The 20640-nt window shown below is 70.3% G+C and carries 20 protein-coding genes; 8 read left to right on the forward strand and 12 right to left on the reverse strand.

What is annotated here, in order from left to right; genetic code table 11:
- Positions 1 to 87: 87 nt before the first annotated feature.
- The 3 genes from ACFXJ8_RS31905 to ACFXJ8_RS31915 form a co-directional block, all read right to left on the reverse strand.
- Positions 88 to 1455 carry an IS4 family transposase gene (locus ACFXJ8_RS31905; RefSeq protein ID WP_379647697.1) on the reverse strand — a complete coding sequence of 456 codons (1368 nt, stop codon included), beginning with the start codon at positions 1453 to 1455 and terminating at the stop codon, positions 88 to 90.
- A 209-nt stretch (positions 1456 to 1664) separates the two neighbouring features.
- Entirely contained in the window at positions 1665 to 2429 is a 765-nt protein-coding gene (gene fabI / locus ACFXJ8_RS31910; protein WP_379647698.1) for an enoyl-ACP reductase FabI, read from the reverse strand.
- A gap of 2 nt (positions 2430 to 2431) precedes the next feature.
- Positions 2432 to 3127: a beta-ketoacyl-ACP reductase gene (locus ACFXJ8_RS31915; RefSeq protein WP_379647699.1), complete on the reverse strand. Its 696-nt coding sequence runs from the start codon at positions 3125 to 3127 to the stop codon at positions 2432 to 2434.
- 77 nt (positions 3128 to 3204) lie between these two features.
- Between ACFXJ8_RS31915 and ACFXJ8_RS31920 the strand changes: the two genes are divergently transcribed.
- Positions 3205 to 4698, forward strand: coding sequence for a TldD/PmbA family protein (locus ACFXJ8_RS31920; RefSeq protein WP_379647700.1), 1494 nt, complete (start codon positions 3205 to 3207; stop codon positions 4696 to 4698).
- 14 nt (positions 4699 to 4712) lie between these two features.
- Complete coding sequence (locus tag ACFXJ8_RS31925) at positions 4713 to 6068, forward strand: metallopeptidase TldD-related protein (RefSeq protein ID WP_379647790.1); 1356 nt, start codon at positions 4713 to 4715, stop codon at positions 6066 to 6068.
- A 24-nt stretch (positions 6069 to 6092) separates the two neighbouring features.
- Here ACFXJ8_RS31925 and ACFXJ8_RS31930 read toward each other — a convergent pair whose 3' ends face one another.
- Both ACFXJ8_RS31930 and ACFXJ8_RS31935 read right to left on the reverse strand, forming a co-directional pair.
- On the reverse strand, positions 6093 to 7109 hold the full coding sequence (locus ACFXJ8_RS31930) for a linear amide C-N hydrolase (protein ID WP_379647701.1): 1017 nt from the start codon (positions 7107 to 7109) through the stop codon (positions 6093 to 6095).
- Positions 7110 to 7197: 88 nt separating this feature from the next.
- Positions 7198 to 7410 carry a dodecin gene (locus ACFXJ8_RS31935; RefSeq protein ID WP_379647702.1) on the reverse strand — a complete coding sequence of 71 codons (213 nt, stop codon included), beginning with the start codon at positions 7408 to 7410 and terminating at the stop codon, positions 7198 to 7200.
- A 99-nt stretch (positions 7411 to 7509) separates the two neighbouring features.
- Here ACFXJ8_RS31935 and ACFXJ8_RS31940 point away from each other — a divergent pair, with 99 nt between their 5' ends.
- Entirely contained in the window at positions 7510 to 7824 is a 315-nt protein-coding gene (locus ACFXJ8_RS31940) for a DUF3099 domain-containing protein (protein ID WP_379647703.1), read from the forward strand.
- A gap of 257 nt (positions 7825 to 8081) precedes the next feature.
- On the opposite strand, the gene ACFXJ8_RS31945 is transcribed toward ACFXJ8_RS31940, so the two are convergent.
- Positions 8082 to 8876, reverse strand: a complete 795-nt coding sequence (locus ACFXJ8_RS31945; protein WP_379647704.1) for an NTP transferase domain-containing protein — start codon at positions 8874 to 8876, stop codon at positions 8082 to 8084.
- Between the two features lie 38 nt (positions 8877 to 8914).
- A complete protein-coding gene (locus tag ACFXJ8_RS31950; protein ID WP_379647705.1) occupies positions 8915 to 10075 on the reverse strand; it encodes an acyl-CoA dehydrogenase family protein in 1161 nt (386 codons plus the stop codon).
- Between the two features lie 64 nt (positions 10076 to 10139).
- Between ACFXJ8_RS31950 and ACFXJ8_RS31955 the strand changes: the two genes are divergently transcribed.
- Genes ACFXJ8_RS31955 through ACFXJ8_RS31965 form a run of 3 tightly spaced genes read left to right on the forward strand, consistent with a single transcriptional unit; the run spans position 10140 to position 12919 of the window.
- Complete coding sequence (locus tag ACFXJ8_RS31955) at positions 10140 to 11261, forward strand: CaiB/BaiF CoA transferase family protein (protein ID WP_379647706.1); 1122 nt, start codon at positions 10140 to 10142, stop codon at positions 11259 to 11261.
- The gene (locus ACFXJ8_RS31960) at positions 11258 to 11920 is read left to right on the forward strand and encodes a GntR family transcriptional regulator (protein WP_379647707.1); all 663 of its coding nucleotides are present in this window, start codon (positions 11258 to 11260) and stop codon (positions 11918 to 11920) included. The genes ACFXJ8_RS31955 and ACFXJ8_RS31960 overlap by 4 nt, the downstream gene beginning before the upstream one ends.
- A 48-nt stretch (positions 11921 to 11968) precedes the next feature.
- Positions 11969 to 12919: an MsnO8 family LLM class oxidoreductase gene (locus ACFXJ8_RS31965; protein WP_379647708.1), complete on the forward strand. Its 951-nt coding sequence runs from the start codon at positions 11969 to 11971 to the stop codon at positions 12917 to 12919.
- On the opposite strand, the gene moaA is transcribed toward ACFXJ8_RS31965, so the two are convergent.
- Together moaA and ACFXJ8_RS31975 are read right to left on the reverse strand one after the other, a co-directional pair.
- Complete coding sequence (moaA, locus tag ACFXJ8_RS31970) at positions 12891 to 13880, reverse strand: GTP 3',8-cyclase MoaA (RefSeq protein WP_379647709.1); 990 nt, start codon at positions 13878 to 13880, stop codon at positions 12891 to 12893. The genes ACFXJ8_RS31965 and moaA overlap by 29 nt on opposite strands.
- A gap of 238 nt (positions 13881 to 14118) precedes the next feature.
- Positions 14119 to 14715: a calcium-binding protein gene (locus tag ACFXJ8_RS31975; RefSeq protein ID WP_379647710.1), complete on the reverse strand. Its 597-nt coding sequence runs from the start codon at positions 14713 to 14715 to the stop codon at positions 14119 to 14121.
- A 469-nt stretch (positions 14716 to 15184) separates the two neighbouring features.
- On the opposite strand from ACFXJ8_RS31975, the gene ACFXJ8_RS31980 reads away from it, so the two are divergent.
- Positions 15185 to 16339 carry an RtcB family protein gene (locus ACFXJ8_RS31980; RefSeq protein ID WP_379647711.1) on the forward strand — a complete coding sequence of 385 codons (1155 nt, stop codon included), beginning with the start codon at positions 15185 to 15187 and terminating at the stop codon, positions 16337 to 16339.
- Between the two features lie 109 nt (positions 16340 to 16448).
- Here the strand turns inward: ACFXJ8_RS31980 and ACFXJ8_RS31985 are convergent, their stop codons facing one another.
- On the reverse strand, positions 16449 to 17306 hold the full coding sequence (locus ACFXJ8_RS31985; RefSeq protein ID WP_379647712.1) for an aldo/keto reductase: 858 nt from the start codon (positions 17304 to 17306) through the stop codon (positions 16449 to 16451).
- 53 nt (positions 17307 to 17359) lie between these two features.
- On the opposite strand from ACFXJ8_RS31985, the gene ACFXJ8_RS31990 reads away from it, so the two are divergent.
- Complete coding sequence (locus ACFXJ8_RS31990) at positions 17360 to 18598, forward strand: cysteine desulfurase-like protein (RefSeq protein ID WP_379647713.1); 1239 nt, start codon at positions 17360 to 17362, stop codon at positions 18596 to 18598.
- A 320-nt stretch (positions 18599 to 18918) separates the two neighbouring features.
- On the opposite strand, the gene ACFXJ8_RS31995 is transcribed toward ACFXJ8_RS31990, so the two are convergent.
- Positions 18919 to 19407, reverse strand: a complete 489-nt coding sequence (locus ACFXJ8_RS31995) for a hypothetical protein (RefSeq protein ID WP_379647714.1) — start codon at positions 19405 to 19407, stop codon at positions 18919 to 18921.
- 116 nt (positions 19408 to 19523) lie between these two features.
- A complete protein-coding gene (locus tag ACFXJ8_RS32000) occupies positions 19524 to 20597 on the reverse strand; it encodes a hypothetical protein (RefSeq protein WP_379647715.1) in 1074 nt (357 codons plus the stop codon).
- Positions 20598 to 20640 lie beyond the last annotated feature (43 nt).

Genomic DNA, 20640 nt, shown 5'->3' on the forward strand with positions numbered 1-20640 from the left:
CTTCATCTTCCGTGCAGCAGCACGACAGCAGTCGTCTCCTACCGCATGACGACTCCTCTCCGCGCGTGGCGCAACAATGCCGGGAAGTTAAGCGGCTTGGTCGTCTGTCAAGGTCGTGTCGATGGTGATGGTGTAGGTGACTTTCTGGGAGTGGACGAAGTCTGGTCGTGTTCTGGTTCGTGGCGAAGGACGTGGGCTCACTCGTGATCGTCTGACCGCTGTGGTGGTGCTGTCGGTGAGTTCGGCGAGGAGGTCTTGCCAATCTGGGATCGCGTTGTCGTCGCGCACGCCGCGATGGTTCAAGATGCTGGCCTGGATGGCGTGCAGGGTGGTGGTGAAGGAGATCTGGTCGGGGTCGAGGGCGGTGTCCAAAGCGGCGTGGCAGATCAGTTGGCGCAGCAGGTGGTGGGTGATCATGAGGGCGTAGAACTCCTGGTGGACGCCTTCTACCGTCTTGGAACGCAGGGTGCGGGTGGTGCCCTTGTGGATGGCCTTGAGGCCGAGCAGGCAGATCTCGATCTCCCAGCGCTGGTGGTAGAGCTCGATCAGGTCGCGGGCGGGGTGGCGCTGGGAGTCGAGCAGTGTCGTCATGATCACGTATGGTTCGGTGCGGCAGGTGCCGTCGGCCCGTTGGATGGTGATGGTGGCCTCGATCACCCGGACCAGGGTGTCGGTGGTGGCCGGATGGCCACGTCGGGCCCGTTGGCCGGGTCGGGTGGCCAGCCAGGAGCCATCACTCAACCTGCGCAGGGGTCGCCAGGTCAGGTAGCTGGGCATGCGCCACAGCAGGTGCGCGCCGGTGGCGGCGGCTTGGCGCCACAGATCCAGGCCGACGAAGTTACGGTCGGCCAGCAGCAGCATGCCCCCTCGCAGGCTGGGCAGCATGCGAGCGGCCAGTTCGGGTTCGCCGCTGCGGTAGGAGCCGAAGACCGCGTCGATGATGGCCCTGGTGCCGCATTCCACCAGCAGCGCGATGCGCATCTGCGGCCGGCCACCGGCTGCGTGCTGGGTAGTCGGCCCACCGAAGGCCGACCGGATCTGTGTCTGCTCGGCCAGCGCCAGCGTGGACCCGTCCCAGGCCACCACCCGTAACCCACGCCACCATGCGCCCGGCATCACCGCCGGCGCGACCGGGCCGCGCAGCCGATCGAACAGTTCCCGCAGCGGCGTCGCGCCCAGCCGGTTGCGGGCCTGCCGCAAGGCCGCCGTGCTGGGGATACCGCGCAACAACTGCCGCACCGAAGCGCACAACGCCGCCCAGATGCGGCCATAGCCCCGATCCGGGAACAGGGTCATGGCCAGCACGAACAGCACCATCAGCCGGGCGGGCAGCAGCCGCACCCGCCGCTGCTGCCGCAGGGTCTGCACCAACACCTCATCGATCAGCTCGGCGGGCAACTGATCGGTCAACGCACCCAGATGAGCCGGGACGAATACCCGATCGGCCACGGGCATGACACACTGCTCCACAACGAAGCTCCTGCGGATAGAGATCTTGGTCGATCCCCTGTCCTACAGGAGCTTCGTCATATCCGCGACCCCCTTGACAGGATCGCCCGTTTCTTAACTTCCCGGCATTGGGCGGGAGCCCCCGGGGAGGGGCGGCCTCTCGCCGGAGGCGAGAGACCATGCCTTTCCCAGGCTCACACACGCCTTCCCAGGCCTCACACACCCATCGCGTGGACGCCGCCGTCGACGTGGACGATCTCGCCGGTGGTGGCGGGGAACCAGTCGGACATCAACGCCACGCACGCCTTGGCGGCCGCCTCGGTGTCGGTCAGGTCCCAGCCGAGCGGCGCCCTCTCCGGCCAGGCCTCCTCGAACTCCTTGAACCCGGGGATCGACTTGGCGGCCATCGTGCGCAGCGGCCCCGCGGCCACCAGGTTGACCCTGATGCCCTGCTTGCCGAGGTCGCGGGCCAGGTAGCGGTTGGCCGACTCCAGGCCCGCCTTGGCCACGCCCATCCAGTCGTAGACCGGCCACGCCTTGCTGGCGTCGAAGTCGAGGCCGACGACGGAGCCGCCGTCCTTCATCAGCGGCAGGCAGGCGACCGCGAGCGACTTGTAGGAGTAGGTGGAGATGTGCAGGGCGGTGGCGACGTCCTCCCACGTGGTGTTGAGGAAGTTGCCGCCGAGCGCGGTCTGCGGGGCGAAGCCGATGGAGTGGACGACGCCGTCGAGGCCGTCGACGTGCTCGCCGACGCGGGCGGCCAGGGTGTCGAGGTGCTCGGTGTTCTGGACGTCGAGCTCGATCACCGGCGGCGTCTGCGGCAGCCGCTTGGCGATGCGCTCGACCAGCGACAGGCGGCCGAAGCCGGTCAGCACGACCGTGGCGCCCTGCTCCTGGGCGAGTTTGGCCACGGAGAAGGCGATGGAGGCGTCGGTGAGGACGCCGGTGACGAGGATGCGCTTGCCTTCGAGGATGCCCATGATCAGTGTCCCATTCCGAGTCCGCCGTCGACGGGGATCACTGCCCCGGTGATGTAGGAGGCGTCGTCGCTGGCCAGGAAGCGGACGACGCGTGCGATCTCCGCCGGAGCCGCCTGTCGGCCCAGCGGGATGTTCTTGACGATCGCCTCGGAGTCGAGGTCGGCGGTCATGTCGGTCTCGACGAAGCCGGGGGCGACGACGTTGACGGTGATGCCGCGCGAGCCGTACTCGCGGGCCAGGGAACGGCCGAAGCCGACCAGGCCGGCCTTGGAGGCGGCGTAGTTGGACTGCCCTGCCTGTCCGCTGAGGCCGACGACGGAGGAGATGAGGATGATGCGGCCGCGCTTGAGCTTCATCATCGGCCTGATCGCGCGCTTGGCGACCCGGTAGGCGCCGGTGAGGTTGGCGTCGATGACGTCGGTGAAGGTGTCTTCCTTCATCATCGCCAGCAGGGTGTCCTTGGTGATGCCCGCGTTGGAGACGAGCACCTCGACGGGGCCCTGCTCGGCCTCCACCTTGGCGAAGGCGGCCTCGACGTCGTCGGAGCTGGTCACGTCGCAGCGGACGCCGAACAATCCCTCGGGCGGCTCCCCCGATCGGTAGGTGACGGCGACGTTGTCGCCTGCCGCGGCCAGTTCGCGGGCGATCGCGAGGCCGATGCCGCGATTGCCTCCGGTGACGAGTACAGAGCGTGCCATGGGACCTGACGCTATCTCGTACCGGCCGGTATCCCGTTGTCCGGGACGCACAAGATCACAGGGCTAGGATCGTTGACATGCGCCAGATCGATCCGGATTTCCTCGCCCTGCCGCTCAGGCGGCTCGCGGACGCCGCGCTCCAGCGCGCCCGCGACCTCGGCGCCTCGCACGCCGACTTCAGGCTGGAGCGTGTGCGAGCCGAGTCCCTCGCCCTCTACGACGCCAGGCTCGAAGGGGCCATGGACGCCGACGACCTCGGCTATGCCGTACGGGTGATCAAGAATGGCACGTGGGGTTTCGCCGCGGGCCTGGTCCTGACCCCGGAGGCGGCCGCGGAGGTCGCGGCGCAGGCGGTCCAGGTTGCGGAGGTGAGCGCCCCGATCAACAGGGAGCCCATCGAGCTGGCGCCCGAGCCGGTCCACGGCGAGGTCACCTGGGTCTCGCCCTACGAGATCGACCCGTTCTCGGTGCCGCAGAAGGACAAGGTGGCGCTGCTGGCCGACTGGTCGGCGGGGCCGCTGAAGGGCGCCGACCACGTCAGCGCCAGGCTCCTGCAGGTCAAGGAGCAGAAGTTCTACGCCGACAGCGCGGGCACCGTCACCACCCAGCAGCGGGTGCGGGTGCATCCGGAGTTCAACGCGATGAAGGCCGCCGCCGGCGGGTTCGACGACATGTCGACGATCGCGCCGCCGGTCGGCCGCGGCTACGAGTACCTCACGGGCGACCTGTACGACTGGCAGGGCGAGCTGGCCGCGCTCCCCGAGCTGCTGGCCGAGAAGCTGGCCGCGCCGTCGGTCGAGGCGGGCGACTACGACCTGGTGATCCACCCGTCGAACCTGTGGCTGACGATCCACGAGTCGATCGGCCACGCCACCGAGCTCGACCGCGCGCTCGGCTACGAGGCCGCCTACGCCGGCACCAGCTTCGCCACCTTCGACCAGCTCGGCTCGCTGGTCTACGGCTCGCCGGTCATGAACGTCACCGGCGACCGCACGGTCGAGCACGGCCTGTCGACGATCGGCTACGACGACGAGGGCGTGGCCACACGCGAGTTCGACATCGTCAAGGACGGCATCCTGGTCGGCTACCAGCTCGACCGCAGGATGGCGCTGATGCAGGGGCTGGGCGCCAGCAACGGCTGCGCCTTCGCCGACTCCCCCGGCCACATGCCGATCCAGCGCATGGCCAACGTCTCGCTCAGGCCGGATCCGGCGGGCCCCTCGACCGAGGAGCTGATCGGCAGGGTGCAGCGCGGCCTGTACATCGTCGGCGACAAGAGCTGGTCGATCGACATGCAGCGCTACAACTTCCAGTTCACCGGGCAGCGCGCCTTCCGCATCGAGAACGGCGTCCTGGCCGGCCAGGTCCGCGACTTCGCCTACCAGGCGACCACGACCGACTTCTGGGGTTCGATGGAGGCCGTGGGGGGGCCGCAGACCTACGTGCTCGGCGGCGCCTTCAACTGCGGCAAGGGCCAGCCTGGCCAGGTCGCGCCGGTCAGCCACGGCTGCCCCTCGGCGCTGTTTCGCCGCGTCAGGATCCTCAACACCGTCCAGGAGGGTGGAAAGTGACGTCTCCTCAGGAAATGGTCGAGAGGGCGCTGGAGCTCTCCCAGGCCGACGACTGCGTCGTCATCGTCGACGAGGGCTCGACGGCCAACCTGCGTTTCGCGGGCAACACGCTGACCACCAACGGGGTGGCCAGGTCGTCGCAGCTGACCGTGATCTCGATCGTGGGCGCGGGCGTCGGCGTGGTCTCCCGCGCCGGCGTACGGCCTGAGCAGCTGGCCGAGGTGGTCGCCGCGGCCGACGCGGCGGCGCGCGAGGCGCAGCCCGCCGAGGACGCCAGGCCGCTGCTGGAGGGCGTGGGGTCGAGCGCCAACTGGTCCGAGCCCGTGCTGCCGACCTCGATCGGCGTGTTCGGCGGCTTCGCTCCGGCGCTCGGCGAGACGTTCACGGCGGCCGAGGCGGGCGGCAGGAAGCTGTACGGCTTCGCCGAGCACACGCTGACCTCGTCCTTCGTCGGCTCGTCGAGCGGCCTGCGGCTGCGTCACGACCAGCCGACGGGCCGTCTGGAGCTGAACGCCAAGTCGGCCGACCTCAAGCGTTCGGCGTGGACGGGCGTGGCCACCCGCGACTTCTCCGACGTCGACGTGGCCGCGCTCGACTCCTCGCTGGCCCAGCGCCTGGAGTGGGCCAAGAACCGGATCGACCTGCCCGCGGGCCGCTACGAGACGCTGCTGCCGCCGAGCGCGGTCGCCGACCTGATGATCTATCTGCTGTGGTCGGCGGGCGCCCGTGACGCGCTCGACGGCCGCACGGTCTTCTCCAAGCCGGGCGGCGGCACCCGGGTCGGCGAGCGGCTGGCGTCGCTGCCCGTCACGCTAAGCAGCGACCCCGCCGCGCCCGGCATCGAGTGCGCGCCATTCGTGACCGCCCACGCGGCCAGCCGGCGCAGCTCGGTCTTCGACAACGGCCTGCCGCTGTCGGCGACCGACTGGGTGAAGGACGGCACGCTGTCGGCGCTGCTGCAGACCCGCTACTCGGCCGAGCTGAGCGGCCTGCCGGTGACGCCCGCGATCGACAACCTGATCATGCGGGGCGGCGAGGGCGGCAGGTCGCTGGAGGAGATGATCGCCTCGACCGAGCGCGGGCTGCTGGTGACCTGCCTGTGGTACATCCGCGAGGTCGACCCGCAGACGCTGCTGCTGACCGGCCTGACCCGCGACGGCGTCTACCTGGTCGAGCACGGCGAGGTGGTCGGCGAGGTGAACAACTTCAGGTTCAACGAGAGCCCCGTCGACCTGCTGGGGCGCCTCAGCGAGGTCGGCGAGAGCCTGCAGACGCTTCCGCGCGAGTGGAACGACTACTTCACCCGCACGATCATGCCGCCGGTCAGGGTGCCGGACTTCAACATGTCGACGGTCAGCCAGGCGAACTGACCGTCCTGCCGCCCGCCCGTGGGCTCAGCCCTGCGGGCGGGCGATCGACAGCGTGTGCACCCTGTCCCAGCGTTTGGCGGTGACCAGCCTGGCCGTGCCGGCCTTGAGGTCGTAGACGACCGACCAGCGGGTGTGGCCCTGGGCGACGCTTCTCAGCAGGTCGAGCCCGTCGGTCTTGGTGTCGACGGTCGCGGTCAGCCTCCTGTGGCGCTCGTCGGGCGTGCCGCTGACGACGCTCCAGTTGGTCAGCACGCGGTCCTTGACGACGTTCATCCTGCCCTTGCCGTACTCGACGACGGCGGTGGCGCCGCTCCTGTCGGCGATCAGGTAGTGCACCTGGGGGCCGTCGCTGAAGTCGATGTTGTAGGCGCGCATCAGGGTCAGCGCCTCGTCGACGGTGGCCGCCCGGTCGAGCAGCACCCGCATGATGCGCACGTCGTTCAGCGTGGGCTTGGCCGGATCCGGGACGGGCAGGTCGGCGTCGGGCGTGGACGCCATGCCGACGGCCAGGCCCTTCTCGTTCATGCCGTCGAAGGGGGCGAGCACGGCGTGGGCGAGCCTGCGCCGCTGGGCGGGGTCGGCGAGGTCGGCGGGATCCCTCTTGCCGAGCAGGTAGTAGGCGTCGACGACCGACAGGGAGGCGTAGCCGTCCGGCGGGTCGGACCGCACGACGATCGCCGGATTGGGATACCAGTCGAAGTTGCGGCCGAACTCCGTGCCGCGGTGGAAGAGCGAACAGGCCCAGCCCTCGTCCTTGCGGGCGAGTTCGTCCTTGGTGAGGGGCGCCTCGATGTCGTAGCCGCCGTGGAAGGTCATCTCGTACAGCGGCAGGTCGTCCAGGCGCCTGATGCTGGCGCTGGTGCGGGCAATCTCGTCGGCCGTCTGCCGCAGCACCCCGCTCCGGACGGGAGCTGTCACGTCGAACGCGGGCGTGACCACATCGGGCGTGGCCGAGCAGGCGGTCGCCAGCGGTACGGCCAGCGCCAGCGCGGCCAGCGCGCCGCGTAACGCCCGCGGCCGAGCCCTGTGGAGCGGTGTCATCTCATGATCCCTTCGCCGAGCCCCTTGGTACCGGAGTGTGCCCCGCGAGCCCGGCGAAGTCACCCCCCGCACGCGACAGTGACGCAGATCAGGCGTCCTCGAGCCGGAAGCCCACCTTCATGCCCACCTGGTAGTGGGCGATCTCCCCCTGCTCGATGTGCCCGCGGATCTCCGTGACCTCGAACCAGTCGAGGTGCCGAAGCGTTTCCGAGGCCCTGCGGATGCCGTTGCGGATGGCGTGGTCGAGGCTCTCCCCCGACGTGCCGACTATCTCGGTCACCCGATACGTTCGATCCGTCATAGCTGCTCCTCCCTTACCTGAAAGCCATGATCGCATGACCAGCCGTACCGTCCATGGGGTTCATCGCGCCCGCGCCGTCCGAGGTCTACCGTGGATGGTGTGAGGGGCTGGCGGCGCAGCAAGGACGTCCACCGGGTGACCGACGCCCGGCCGTCCCTCAGCGCGGACATCAACCGCCGGGAGAAGATCTACCTCATCCAGATGGGCATCCGCACGATCTGCCTGATCCTGGCGGTCGTCGTGCCGGTGCCGTGGCCGTATCGCCTGCTGTTCATCGCGGGCGCGATCTTTTTGCCATACATAGCGGTTATCGGGGCCAATGAGCGAGGAAGAGATGCCCCGCCTCCGACCTTTTCCAGCCCCGCTCCTGACCAAGACGAGATACCGCATCACCGACGCGAGATCGGGTCGTGACTAAGTCTTGACGCATCCCACGGGTTGTAGGTGTACGCTTTAGCCAAGCGCTCCGGTCCCCCGTCGGAGTGCTATTGCCGGCGTTCCGGGCCCCCGTCGGAACGCCGATGAAGCGATGCCGGGTGGTTTGCCCCCGTAACCACCCGGCATCGCCCTTTTCTCCGTAAATTTGTTCTAGCCCGCCGGTTGGATAGGCATCCTTTCCCAAATGCTTTTCGCGGCGGGTTCACAGCAAATCTTCAGCTTGACCCCGATCTTCAGTCGTCGGTCAAGGTCTCTGTCGTGGCGCGTTCCCAGTTACGGGCGAGCGTCGTGATGCGTTCGACGGCGTCTTCGGGCGCCGTTCCGGTGCCCTCGGCGAGGCCGAGCAGGTAGGCGGTGAGGGGGGCCGCGGGCCTGGCGACGCCGTGGGCGACCTCCTTGGTCAGTTCGAGGACGAGGTCCCTGTCGACCCTGGCGGGGTCGACGCCCAGTTCCTTGCAGGCCAGTGCGGTCCACTCGGCCAACACGTTCATCTGTGCCACCTTTCTGAGATCGTCCATAGTGTCGCAGTCGAGCCAGGGGGTGCCCGGCAGGCGCAGCCGTGCCGGGTCGAGAGGGGTGAGCAGGCCGCGCAGGGAGCGGCCCTCGTAGCCGGCCAGCGCGGCGCGCAGCGGCGCGGTGCGCCACACCCCGGCCAGCCACTGCTCGCGCCCGTCGTCGTCGAGGAGCACCGCGCCGTCGCCGTCGCCGGCGGCCCGCAGCAGCGCCCTCACGTGGGCGGGCTCCATGAGCGGCAGGTCTCCGGCCAGCAGCGCCACCCATGGCGCCGCCACCAGCGCCAGGCCCGCCCGCAGCGCGGGGACGGGGCCGCCGCCCTCGGGGCGCTCGCGGGTGAACAGCGCGCCGGGCAGATCGCGCGGCGGACCGACCACGACCAGGCGGCCCGCGTCCGGTACGGCGGCGGCGACGCGTTCCAGGAGCGTCCGGCCGCCGAGGCGCAGGCCCGGCTTATCCCTGCCGCCCATCCGGCTCGCCGCGCCGCCCGCGAGAATGATCGCGTCATGCCCCATGTGTCACACCGTACGGCGTCGGCTGGGATGATCACATGTCAGGCGAAGGCCGCGTGGCCGGTGAGCGCCTTGCCGAGCACGAGGGCGTGGATCTCCGAGGTGCCCTCGTAGGTGAGCACGGACTCCAGGTTCACCGCGTGCCTGATCACCGGGTACTCCAGGGTGATCCCGCTGGCACCCAGGATGGTCCTGCACGTCCTGGCGATCTCCAGGGCCTCGCGCACGTTGTTGAGTTTGCCCGCGCTCACCTGCTCGGGCGTGAGCGTCCCGGCCTCCTTCAACCGTCCGAGGTGTACGGCAAGCAGCAGCCCCTTGCCCAGTTCGAGCGCCATGTCGGCGAGCTTGTCCTGAGTGAGCTGGAAGGAGGCGAGCGGCCTGGCGAAGACCTCCCGCTCGCCCGCGTAGGCGATCGCCGTCTCCAGGCAGTCGAGGGCCGCGCCCATCGCGCCGAAGACGATGCCGAACCTGGCCTCGTTCAGGCAGCGCAGCGGTCCCGACAGGCCGCGGGCGCCCGGCAGCATGGCCTGGCGCGGCAGCCGTACCCCGTCGAGGACCAGTTCGCTGGTGACGCTCGCGCGCAGCGAGACCTTGTGCTTGAGGTCCCTGGTGGTGAAGCCGGGGGTGCCCGCGGGGACGAGGAAGCCGCGGATGCCCTCGTCGGTCTGCGCCCACACGACGGCCACGTCGCTGACCGAGCCGTTGGTGATCCACATCTTGGTGCCGTTGAGCACCCAGTCGCCGCCCTCGCGCTTGGCGCTGGTGCGCATCCTGGACGGGTCGGAGCCGAAGTCGGGCTCGGTCAGGCCGAAGCAGCCGATGCGCTCGCCCGCGGCCATGGCGGGCAGCCACTCGTTCTTCTGCTCCTCGCTGCCGTAACGCCAGATCGCGTACATGGCCAGGGAGCCCTGGACCGAGACCAGGCTGCGCAGCCCCGAGTCGGCCGCCTCGAGCTCCAGGCAGGCCAGGCCGTAGGAGACGGCGCCGAGGCCGGGGCAGCCGTAGCCGTCCAGGTGCATGCCGAGCAGGCCGAGCTCGCCGAAGGCGCGGGCCAGCTCCCGGGCGGGGATCTGGCCGTCCTCGAACCACTGGGTCAGGTGGGGGCGCAGCTCGCGGTCGCACAGGCGGCGGACTGTGCTCCTGATCTCGCGCTCCTCCTCGGTCAGCAGGCTGTCGAGGGCGAACAGGGCGGTGGGATGCATAAGGCCTCCAAAATTGGATCCAATATTGGATATCCAACATGGCACAGCATAAGGTGCTTTGCCTATGGAGACTTCAGGAGCGCTGTCCGGACTGCTGGTGGCCGACTTCAGCCGGGTGCTGGCCGGCCCCTACGCCACGATGCTGCTCGGCGACCTGGGCGCCGACGTGGTGAAGGTGGAGCGGCCGGAGGGCGGCGACGACACCCGCGCGTGGGGCCCGCCGTACGCCGACGGGCAGGCCACCTACTTCCTCGGCGTCAACCGCAACAAGCGCTCGATCGCCCTCGACCTGCGCGACCCCGGCGACCTGGAGGTGGCGCGGGCGCTGGTGGCCAGGGCCGACGTGCTGGTGGAGAACTTCAGGCCGGGCACGATGGAGCGCCTGGGGCTGGGCTACGAGACGGTCCGCGAGCTCAACCCCGGCCTCGTCTACTGCTCGGTGACCGGGTTCGGCGCGGGCAAGGGGGCCGAGCTTCCCGGCTACGACCTGGTCGTGCAGGCCGTCGGCGGCCTGATGAGCGTGACCGGCGAGCCGGAGGGGCAGGGCACCAAGACGGGCGTGGCGCTGGTCGACGTGATCACCGGGCTGCACGCGGCGTTCGGCGTGCTGGCCGCGCTGCGCCACAGGGACACCACCGGGCAGGGGCAGCTCGTGGAGGTGTCGCTGCTGACCTCGCTGCTGTCGGCGCTGGCCAACCACGCCTCCGCCTACGCCGCGGCGGGGGTGGTGCCGCGCGCGATGGGCAACCGGCATCCGAGCATCGTGCCGTACGAGGTGTTCGAGGCGGCCGACCGGCCGATCGTCATCGCGGCGGGCAACGACAGGCAGTTCCGCGCGCTGTGCGCCGTGCTCGGGCGCGACGACCTGGCGGCCGAGGCCCGCTACGCCACCAACGCCGCCAGGGTGGAGGCGCGCGACGTGCTGGTGCCCGAGCTGTCGTCGGCGCTGGCCGCGCGGACGGCCGACGCGTGGTTCGAGGCGCTGACCGCGGCGGGCGTGCCGTGCGGGCCGATCAACGACGTGGCGGGGGCCTTCGAGCTGGCCGCCTCGCTCGGGTTCGAGCCCGTCGTGGACGGCCAGGTGGCCAACCCCGTCCGGCTCGGCGCGACGCCTGCCTCGTACCGGCTCCTCCCGCCCGCTCTCGGGCAGGACTCGGCGTGGGTCCGTGAGATATTGGGGCGATGAGCTCGCTTGAGGAACGGCGCAGGCCGCCCACGGCCCAGCAGTTCGTGCTCGGCGAGCTCCGCAGGGCCATCACCACGGGCAGGCTGCGGCCGGGCAGCCCGATCAGGCAGGACGCGCTGGCCGAGGAGTTCGACGTCAGCAGGGTGCCGCTGCGCGAGGCGCTGAAGACCCTCCAGGGCGAGGGCCTGGTCACCTACCAGGCGCATCGCGGCTACTTCGTCGAGACGCTGTCGCTCGACGACCTGCGCGAGGTCTACCGGATCAGGCAGCTGCTGGAGGAGGAGGCGGTACGGCGAGCCGTACCCCGCCTGACGGCCGACGACCTGGCGCGGCTCGACCACGCTCAGCAGGAGGTCGAGCGGGCCGCCGCGGCGGGCCAGGTGCAGGAGATGGCGGCGGCCAACAGGGTCTTCCACCTGACCCTGTTCGAGTGCTCGGGGATGCCGCGCCTGGTCAGGCTGATCAGGACGTTGTGGGACGCCACCGACGCCTACCGGTCGATGTACTACGGCGACGGCGGCAACAGGGAGCGGGTCGTCGGCGAGCATCGCGCGGTGCTGGACGCGCTGCGGGCAGCGGACGCCGACGCGGCGGTGCTCAGGCTCGACGAACACCGCGCGCACGCGGTGACCGCCCTGTCGGCCGTCCTCGACACCTGAGCCGCGGGGGCGCGGGAATCCTGCCGCGCCTGGCGTGTTGCACCGAAGGTGACAAAGCTGTCGATTCTCGACCGGTCCCTCGTCCGCCAGGGCCAGGACCCCGCGCAGGCCCTGCGCGACACCGTCGCCTTCGCCAGGCAGGCCGAAGAGCTCGGCTACCACCGGTTCTGGGTGTCGGAGCATCACGCGGTGCCCGGCGTGGCGGGCTCCGCGCCGACCGTGCTGGCCGCCGCCGTTGCCGCGGCCACCTCGCGCATCAGAGTCGGCACCGGCGGGGTGATGCTGCCCAACCACCAGCCGCTCGTGGTCGCCGAGCAGTTCGGGGTGCTGGACGCGCTGCATCCGGGCCGGATCGACATGGGCCTGGGCCGGTCGGTCGGGTTCACCGGCGGGATCAGGAAGGCCCTCGGCCACGACAAGAAGGACGCCGACGACTTCCGCGCCCAGATCGAAGAGCTCCTCGACTTCTTCACCACGGGCAGGCACGGCGTGCACGCGATGCCGTCCGAGGGCAGGAAGGTGCCCGCGTTCGTCCTGGCGATCGGCTCGGGGGCGGACATCGCCGCCGAGCTCGGGCTGCCGCTGGTGATCGGCGGCGGCCGGGTGGAGGAGGGCGTCAGGCGCTACCGCGACACCGTGAAGGGCACGCCGTACGTGATCGTGGCGGCCAACATCGCCGTCGGCCCGGACGCGCACCTGCTGCAGCTGCCCGAGGCGTGGGCGACCGTCCACTCGCGCACCCGCGGCGTCTTCCCGCCGCTGCGCCCCGTGGCGGAGATCCAGGCGATGACGCCGACCGAGCGCGAGCGCGGCTACCTCGACGAGGCGCTGAGGGGCCAGATCCACGGCACCGAGGACCAGGTCGCCGCCCAGCTGCGCGACCTGGTCGAACGGACCGGAGCCGACGAGGTGCTGGTGACGATGAACACCTACGACCTCGACCGGCGCCTGGACTCCTACCGGCGGCTGATCAGCCTCCGATGGCCGACATCGGCCTGACCGGCTGCAGGAACGAGGGGTCGTCGATGCCGTGTCCTGCCCGCTTGCCGCGCACCGCGGCGATCCAGCGCTCGGCCAGCTCCTCGTCGGTGGCGCCGCCGCGCAGCGCGACCTTGAGGTCGGACTCCTCCCTGGCGAACAGGCAGTTGCGGATCTGGCCGTCGGCGGTCAGCCGTACCCGGTCGCAGGCCCCGCAGAACGGGCGCGTCACCGAGCCGATCACGCCGACCCTGGCCGGGCCGCCGTCGACGAGGAAGCGTTCGGCCGGGGCGCTGCCCCGCTCCTCCAGGTCGTCGGGGCACAGGTCGAACGCGCCGGTGAGCAGGGCGAGGATCTCGTCGGCCGTCACCATGTCGGCGCGGCTCCAGCCGTGCTGGGCGTCGAGCGGCATCTGCTCGATGAAGCGCAGCTCGTAGCCGCGCTCGAGGCAGTAGCGCAGCAGCGGCACCGCCTCGTGCTCGTTGATCCCGCGCATGAGCACCGTGTTGACCTTGACCGGCCGCAGACCGGCCTGGTCGGCGGCCTCCAGGCCCGCGATGACGTCCTCGAACCTGTCGCGGTGCGCCAGCCGCTTGAACGTCTCGCGCTCGAGGGTGTCGAGCGAGACGTTGACCCTGTCGAGCCCCGCCCCGGCCAGCGACGTGGCGAGCTTGGCCAGGCCGATGCCGTTGGTGGTCAGCGAGATCTGCGGCCTGGGGCGCAGCGCGGCGGTGCGGGCGACGATGTCGACCAGCTCGCGACGCAGCAGCGGCTCGCCTCCCGTGTAGCGCACTTCGGTGATGCCCAGGCGTTCGACGCCGATGGTGACCAGGCGGACGATTTCATCGGCGGTCAGCAACTGGGCGTTGGGCAGCCAGTCGAGGCCTTCGGGGGGCATGCAGTAGGTGCATCGCAGGTTGCACTTGTCCGTGAGGGACACCCGAAGGTCGGTCGCCACCCGGCCGAACGAGTCCTTCAGCACAGGGCGGTCACCTCCTAGCTCATCGAGGGGAACATCAGTTCAGCCTATGCCATCCCTCACACCGAACGGGGGGCGGGGGCGTGGGGTCGCCACCGCGAGTCAGCGCCTCCACCGTTCTGCTTCCCCGCGCGGCGAACGGTCCATCGCTGCCCGCCCGGGATTGCTCAACCTCGTGCCCCTGACGGATGCCAGTGGCACGAGGTTGATCGTCCGGTCACCTGTCCCTTGGTATCAGGGTTCAGGGGCAACCAGCGCCGGTGGCGGGATTGGTGCAGATATCGGTTCCCAGTCCGCCGTTGTTGACGTTGGCGCCGGGACCGCCGTCGAGCGTGTCGTCGCCGTTACCGCCGCTCTGGAAGTCATTGCCGGGACCACCGCTGAGAGTGTCGTTGCCATTGCCGCCGCTCAGGAAGTCGGATCCGGGACCACCGTCAAGGGAGTCGTCGCCGTTGCCGCCGTCCAGGACGTCGTTGCCGAGACCGCCGATGAGAGTGTCGTTGCCGCCGCCGCCGCGCAGGATGTCGTTGCCGCCCAGGCCGCAGATGACATCGTTACCGGGGGTGCCGACCAGCACGTTGTTCCCGGGCGTTCCGCTGATCGTGCACTCGACGGGCGGAGCGACTCCCCAGTCGGGCTCACGGTCGTCGGCGGGGTTGTCGGTGAGGTTGACCGGCCCGCCGCCGTCGGCGTTCATCGAGTACACCTCTTGATTGCCGTCCCGGCTGCTGGTGAAGGCGATCTTCCCATTGGCGCCGGGGACCACCGCCCAGGCCGGCATCGCAGGCATCCCCACGGCCGTCAGGGCCGTGACCGCAGCCGTGACCACGGCCGTCACCGCTCGGCCGGCAATCCTCCTGCCTTTGCCTCGTGATTTCCGTGCGTCCGCCGTCCGCCCAGTACCTGTCTGTGTGTTCATGGCCTCCCCTTACGCTCTTCATTTCGCACATCCGTGCGCAGGTGATCCACAAGGCTGTTGCCTGAACGCACGGATGTGATTTGGGGGGGTTGGGTGACCAGCGCAAGTGCTGGGAATGGTGAGCATGGAGGAACGTGAAAGCTTCTTTGCGAGCGCTGTGAGCTGGGACGATGCGGAGTTCGGCAGCGCGGTCGATCATCGTCCCGCCGGTGGCTGGAGGACCGGAAAGACACCCGCACCAAGCGGCATCGGGGCGCGCGTACGGACCTCGGCTCGAAATGCGGGGACAAATGGGAAGCGCCCCGTGAACCCCCTGAGCGGTAAAATGAGTGGGATTTCCTTCCTGGTCACGCCAAACTGATCAAGAGCCAGTAAGGAGATTCACCTGATGCCGAACCAGCCCGCACCGAACCTGCTGTCGTGGGCCAGCGAGATCGACGATGGCGCGATCATGCAGGCCGCTCGTACTGCCCGCCTGCCGTTCGTTTCCGGCCACGTCGCTCTCATGCCCGACGCGCATGTCGGCATCGGCGCGACGGTGGGCTCCGTGATTCCCACCGAGGGCGCGATCATCCCGGCCGCCGTGGGTGTCGACATCGGCTGTGGCATGGTCGCGACCGAGACCAACCTCACCGCCGCCGACCTGCCCGACACCCTGGCCGCGTTGATGCCCATGGTGGAGCACCGCATCCCGGCCGGTGTCGGCAAGGGCCACGCCGATCCGTCCATGGACCGCACCCTGAGCGAACTCGGGCTACCTCACACCGACCTGAACCCCAGGCTGACGAAGAAGGTATCCGACCAGTTCGGCACCCTTGGCTCGGGCAACCACTTCGTGGAGGTCTGCCTCGACGAGCGTGACCGGGTCTGGACGGTGCTTCACTCGGGTTCGCGCGGCATCGGCAACCAGCTCGCCACGATGCACATCGTGGATGCCAAGAAGCTGATGAAGAAGCAGGCCATCGGCCTGGAAGACCCGGATCTCGCCTATTTGGTCCAGAGCACGCCGGAGTTCACCGCGTACATCGAGGACATGCTGTGGGCCCAGCGCTACGCCATGGCCTCGCGTGCCCGGATGGACAAGGTCCTGATCAACGCACTGTTCCGGGTGGTCGGCAAGGGTCAGCGAGTCCGCACCATCAACTGTCATCACAACTTTACCCAGCAGGAGACTCACTACGGCAAGTCGCTCTGGATCACCCGCAAGGGTGCCATCAAGGCCGACACGGGTGACGAAGGCGTGATCCCGGGGTCGATGGGCACGCGCTCGTACATCGTGCGCGGCCGCGGAAACCCCGAGTCGTACAACTCCTGCTCCCATGGCGCGGGCCGCCGCATGTCCCGGACCAAGGCCAAGCGGGAACTGTCTGCGGCCTCCCTGACGGAAGCAATGCGCGGGCGTACCTGGAATGCGAACCGAGCCGCTGCCCTGGTGGACGAGCACCCTGAGGCGTACAAGTCCATCGATCAGGTGATGGCGGATCAGAAGGACTTGGTGGAGGTTCAGCACACGTTGCGCCAGATCTTCAACTACAAGGGCTGATCGATCCTGTGCTGCCGTGCCTGGGTGGTCAGACGACTGATCACCCAGGACCGGAAACCAGGGCGCCCGTGCTCGACCCGGAGGTCCGGCGGACGCAGCCCTGATGGGTCTAGCCGAGGCGGGCGAGTTCGTCCGGGGTCAGGGTGAGGTCGGCGGCGGCGATCGAGTCGAGGATGCTCTCCGGGCGGCTGGAGCCGGGGATGGGGATGACGACGGGGCTGCGGGCCAGCTCCCACGCCAGGCACACCCGCTGCGGCGAGACGCCGCGTTCGGCGGCGACCTCGTTGAAGGCGGCGTGCGCGTCGCCCAGCCCGGCAGCCGCCGAGATGCCGCCGAGTGGCGACCACGGCAGGAAGGCCACCCCCAGCTCGGCGCACACGTCGATCTCGGGTTCGCTGGTGCGGAAGCGGGGCGAGTACTCGTTCTGCACGCTGGCCAGCCGCCCGCCGAGGAGGTCGTGGGCCTGCCTGATCTGCGCGGGGTCGGCGTTGGAGATGCCCGCCAGCCGGATCTTGCCCTCGTCCAGCAGGTCGCGCAGCGCCCCGATGCTCTCCTCGTACGGCACGGCCGGGTCGGGCCGGTGGTGCTGGTAGAGCCCGATGGCCTCCACGCCGAGGGCCTTCAGCGACCGCTCGCACGCCCTGCGCAGGTAGGTCGCGCTGCCGTCCAGACCCCAGCCGTCGCCGGGCGTCCTGGTGTGACCGCCCTTGGTGGCCACGAGGACGGCGTCGCGGTCGCCGTCCCACAGGGCGAGGGCCTTGGCGACGAGGCGCTCGTTGTGGCCGACCTCCGCGGTGGCCGGCGCGTAGGCGTCGGCGGTGTCGATGAGCGTGATCCCGGCGTCGAGCGCGGCGTGGATCGTCCTGATGGACTGCGCCTCGTCGGGCATGTGCTCGGCCACGGACATCGGCATGGCGCCCAGGCCGATGGCGCTGACGGGGACGTTGGCGATGGATCGGTTCCTCATGGGCTCATCCTCGCGGCTGGAGTTCGGTCCAGGGCAAATGCAGGATGTGAGTCATGGGCTTCGACGTGACTCGGGTACGCGCGCTGTACCCCGCTCTGTCCGATGGACACGCCTGGCTGGACGCCGCCGCCGGCACCCAGGTGCCGCAGACCGTGATCGACGCCATCGCGGACGCCTACCGCGACGGCCTCGGCAACGCGCACGGCGCGTTCGCCGCCAGCGCCCGCTCCGACGCGATCGTGGCCGGGGCGCGGGCCGCGGTCGCCGACCTGGTGGGCGGCCAGGCGGGCGGTGTGGTGTTCGGCCCCAACATGACGACGCTGACGTACCGGTTCGCCGCCACCCTGGCCAGGACCTGGGCGGAGGGCGACGAGGTGGTCGTCTCCAGGCTCGATCACGACGCCAATGTCCGCCCGTGGGTGCAGGCCGCCGAACGCGCGGGCGTCGTCGTGAAATATGCGGACATCGTGGTGCCGTCCGGTGAGCTGCCCGCCGAGCAGTACCGGGAGCTGGTCACCGAGCGGACCAGGCTGGTGGCGGTGACGGCGGCCAGCAACGTGCTCGGCACGATCCCCGACGTCGCCGAGATCGCCGCGATCGCCCACGGCCAGGGCGCGCTCGTCTACGTGGACGGCGTGCACGCCACCCCGCACGGCCCCGTCGACATGACGGCCCTCGGCGCCGACTTCTACGCCACCAGCGCCTACAAGTGGAGTGGCCCGCACATCGGCGCGGTGGTCGCCGCGCCCGACCTGCTCGCCGCGCTGCGGCCCGACAAGCTGGCCTCCTCCCCCGACCAGGCGCCCGACGGGTTCGAGACGGGCACGCTGCCCTTCGCCGACCTGGCGGGCGTGAGCGCGGCCGTGGAGCACCTGGCCGCCCTCGATCCCCAGGCCGAGGGCTCGCGCAGGGCGCGGCTGCTGACCTCCATGTCCGCCGTCGCCGCCTACGAGCAGGCCGAGCTGGCTCACCTGCTCAAAGGACTGGCGGCGCTCCCTCCGGTACGGCTGGTCGGCTCGCCGCGGCGGCGCACCGCCACCGTCTACTTCACGGTGGACGGCCACTCGCCCCGCCAGGTCGCCGAGCACCTGGCTGCGCGCGGGATCAACGTGTGGGACGGGCACTGCTACGCGTGGGAGCCCACGATGGCGCTGGGCATCAGGGACTCGGGGTCGGCGGTGCGGGCGGGCCTGGTCCACTACAACGAACGCGAGGAGGTCGAACGCCTGCTGGAGGCGCTGGACGAGCTGACCTCCGGGCGGCCGGGCCGTGATGGTTCACGGGCGACGTGACGGCGCGCGCCGGAGTCCGGCTGGCGCGGCGTGATGGACGGGCGGCCACCGGTGACCACGGTGGCCTCTGCCGTGCGCAGCCGTAAAGAAACCGAGAACCCCAGCCCGCGCACCACCGGACGCAGACCCGAAGAACCCCGACCCGCGCACGGCCGGCCGCAGACCCGAAGAACCCCGGCCCGCGCATGGCCGCACGGACACCCGAAGACCCCCGGCCCGCGCATGGCCGCACGGACACCCGAAGACCCCGCCCGCGCTCTGCCACGCGGACACGAAAGAGCCCCGGTCCCGCGCGGGACCGGGGCTGCTTCGAGGACAGGTCAGTGGTTGATGACCTTCACCCAGTCGGTCGCCTCGGCCGGCCTGAGGTACCAGGCGCCCTCGAACACCGCGCGCCACGTGCCCGAGGTCCAGGCCCGCTCCCGCGTGTGGAAGTAGCCGTCACGGCCGGTCCTGACCGTGTCGACGTGCTCCCAGCGGCCGGACCTGTCCGGCCTGAACAGGATCACGATGTTCTTGCCGCCCAGCCGCTTCCAGCCCCCCTCGTCCTTGCAGTAGTCGGCGTGGTGGACCGAGACGAAGCCGTCGATGTAGTCCTCCTCGCACTCGACCGAGAGCTTGCCGCCGATCGAGATGCCACTGCCCTTCCAGGCCGGCTCGGGACCCACGTCGAGCGACAGCCTGGTGTGGCCGCCGTCCCAGTCGGGGTCGTGGTCGTAGCCGGGATCGGCGAGTGCGGGGCCCGCGATGGCGAGCACCGAGGCGCCGAGAGCGGCGGCCACTGCGCCCGCCGCGAGTCGTCGCATCATCTGTAACTTCCTCTCCCCGTGGAAGACGCGCTCGGCACGGAGTGCGTCAACGCCAATGACGGGTAAGGGTAAAGAAAAGTTGCAGTAAAGAAGCTAACGATCGGATAACTGACGGCTCAGCGCTGGGTTCCGGCCTGGTCGGCGGCGTACGCCTCGGTGCCGGCGAAGCGGACCCGCCACAGGCCGTGCTCCCTGCCGGGCAGGCGCCGCTCGAACCGGCCCGTCTCGCCGGTGGTCGCGGTCGCCACCGGCAGCCACTCCGCGTCCCTGGTGCGGCGGTAGAGGATCTCGAGGCGCTGCTTGGCGAACGGCGCGAAGTCGGCGACCCCGCTCGGGTCGACCCGCTGCAGCGCCCCCGTCAGCCGCACGCCCCTGGTGCCGCGCGCCTCGCTTACCTTCAGCGAGCTCAGCTTGGTGTCGCGGCGCAGGTTGAAGGCGGCGTAGGCGACGATGCTGTCGCCGTCCGCCGACCTGGCGGTGGCGGTGATGGTCCAGGCGCCCGCGGGATAGAAGCGGTTGAGGCCCTGGGCGGGAAGGAAGCGCCAGGTCTCCCAGACGCCGTCGCGCTCGATCGGCCCACCGTCTGGGTCGGAAGCGTCCGGGTCGGAAGCGTCCGGGTCGGAAGCGTCCGGGTCGGATGGAGGCGTGGGCGCGGGGTCGGGCGTCCCCTCGGGCTCGGGGGCAGGCGGAAGCTGCTCCCATGCGGGCGCGGACGAAGGCGCGGCCTGGACCAGCGTAGCGATGCCCGGCGCAGCGTCGTCAAGCGCGGCCTGCGCGGGCGTCTCCCCCCAGATGCCGGGAGAGGCGGGGAGGGCGGGCCGGGGCGCCGCGAACGCGGGAGGCATCTCCTCCGGCGGCGGCGCGACCCTCATGGCCACCGGCGCCGCCGGGGCGGCGGGCGCCATCCGGGCGGCGGGGACAGGGCCGAAGACCTTGCCGCCGTCGATCGGCTTACGGTCGAGCACCGGACCTGGAGGGTTGCCCGGCTCGACCTTGATGGTCACGCCGTTCTCCTCGGCTCCGCTGGCCACGACGTCGATCACCAGCTTCACCGAGCCGTGCGGCCCCACGACGGGGTCGCCGGGGCGGATCGTGATTTCCTTGATCGCGAGTGTGGCGGGTGCATCGGCCAGCGCGGGACCGGTCAGTGCCCCCGCCACCAGCGTTGTGAGCAGGACTGTCTTGGTCATGAGTTGGACGGTAGGAACCGTCCGGCAATGACCGTGGTCGCGA

It is taken from the genome of Nonomuraea sp. NPDC059194, assembly GCF_042754765.1.
Lineage (GTDB): Bacteria > Actinomycetota > Actinomycetes > Streptosporangiales > Streptosporangiaceae > Nonomuraea.